The following is a 1,707-nucleotide window of genomic DNA, read 5'->3' on the forward strand; positions in this document are numbered from 1 at the left end:
CCGGCTCGTGCCGCGCGTGTTCAAACACCGCGAGGCTGCGCGGATAGGCACTCAGGTCGCAATCCATTCGCAACGCATTCGCGACCTGCGGCACGAGGCACACGTCGGCCAGCGTCGGCGTGTCGCCAAAGCACCACGGGCCCTCGTCCGCGCGCGCGAGCAGCCGCTCGACGCCGGCCATCCCTTCCGCGATCCAGTGCCGATACCACGCGGTCTTCTGCTGCGGCGTGACCTTCAACTCGGTGTCGAGATAGCGCAGCACGCGCAGGTTGTTGACCGGATGGATGTCGCATGCGATCAGCGTCGCGAGTTCCAGCACGCGCGCGCGTTGGCGCAGTTCGAGCGGAATCAGTCGAGGCGTCGGCTGGATCTGGTCGAGGTAATCGAGGATCGCGAGCGACTGCCCGAGACGGAAATCGCCGTCGACCAGCGCCGGCACCGCGGCCGACGGGTTCACGTTCGCGACGTAGGCCGCCTCGCGATGCTCGCCGGTGCGGATGTTCACCGGCAGCGTGTCGTACGGCAGCCCTTTCAGCGCAAGCGCGATGCGCACCCGGTAGGACGTCGAACTGTTGAAGAAGCTATGCAGTTGCACGATGTCGCCTTTCGAGGAAGATGCGTCAGACCACGCGCACGGTCAGTTCGCCGAGCCGTTCGACGCCGACCTTCATCACGTCGCCCGCGACGACCGCGCCGACGCCTTCGGGCGTGCCCGTGAAGATCACGTCACCCGGTTCGAGGCGGAAGAACTTCGACAGGTCGGCCACCGTTTCCGCGACCGACCAGATCAGGTGCGACACATCGCTCCTCTGCTTCGTCGCATCGTTGACGGTCAGCCACAGGCCGCCCTGCTCGAAATGACCGACTTCGCTCACCGGATGCACGGGCCCGATCGGCGCCGAGCGGTCGAATGCCTTGCCGATTTCCCACGGCCGGCCCATCTCGCGCATCTTCATCTGCAGGTCGCGGCGCGTCATGTCGAGGCCGACCGCATAGCCCCACACGTGTTCGAGCGCGCGCTCGAGCGGGATGTCCGAGCCGCCCTTGCCGATCACCGCGACGAGTTCGGCTTCGTAGTGATAGTTCTGCGTCTGCGACGGATATGCGAGATCGAGCGTTTCGCCGTACGCGACCGGCACGATCGAATCGGCCGGCTTGCAGAAGAAGAACGGCGGCTCGCGATCGGGATCGAAGCCCATTTCGCGAGCATGAGCCGCGTAGTTGCGGCCGACGCAATAGACGCGGCGTACCGCGAACTGCGCGTCGCTGCCGGCGACGGGGAGCGCCACGGGCGCTTCAGGCGGGAAAACGAAAATCATGAATGGCTCCAGCGTAATGACGAATGAAGGGGGCGCGCCGCGGCGGCGACGCATGGGAAACGAATCGTTGAAAGCGGCCGGCGTCAGTCGCGCGCTTCGCGCAGCAGGTTCAATGCGGACAGCACGGGCCGGTCGGAGTAGCTGAACAGCACGCTGTCGGATGACGCAGACAGCCGCACGGGCGCCCACGACGGCGCGACGAAAATGTCGTGCGGCTCGAAATCGAATGCGTTGCCGCCGATGTGCGCGGTGCCGCTGCCTTCGACGACGCAGTAGATCGTCGCGTCGGTGCTGCGGTACGTGCGGCCGTCGAAACCGGCAGGCAGGAACTGCATGAAGGTGGCGATCGTCGGCATCGGCCAGCCGCCCGTCGCGGGGTTCACGTAGC

2 protein-coding genes and 1 pseudogene are annotated in these 1,707 nt (G+C 66.2%); all 3 read right to left on the reverse strand.

The window, feature by feature from the left end; translation table 11 throughout:
- The coding region (gene maiA, locus G3N99_RS40080) for a maleylacetoacetate isomerase (RefSeq protein ID WP_206125176.1) at positions 1–595 on the reverse strand (595 nt) is incomplete at its 3' end.
- Positions 596–620: 25 nt separating this feature from the next.
- Positions 621–1,319 carry a fumarylacetoacetate hydrolase family protein gene (locus G3N99_RS40085; protein WP_206125177.1) on the reverse strand — a complete coding sequence of 233 codons (699 nt, stop codon included), beginning with the start codon at positions 1,317–1,319 and terminating at the stop codon, positions 621–623.
- A gap of 83 nt (positions 1,320–1,402) precedes the next feature.
- Positions 1,403–1,707 (reverse strand): annotated as a pseudogene (locus tag G3N99_RS40090) (gentisate 1,2-dioxygenase); the annotation flags it as partial.

It is taken from the genome of Burkholderia sp. Ac-20392 (assembly GCF_017104585.1).
Lineage (GTDB): Bacteria > Pseudomonadota > Gammaproteobacteria > Burkholderiales > Burkholderiaceae > Burkholderia > Burkholderia lata.

Excerpts from the sequence above, each read along its gene's own strand:
- G3N99_RS40085 (WP_206125177.1), bottom strand. The coding sequence starts at position 1,319 with ATGATTTTCGTTTTCCCGCCTGAAGCGCCCGTGGCGCTCCCCGTCGCC.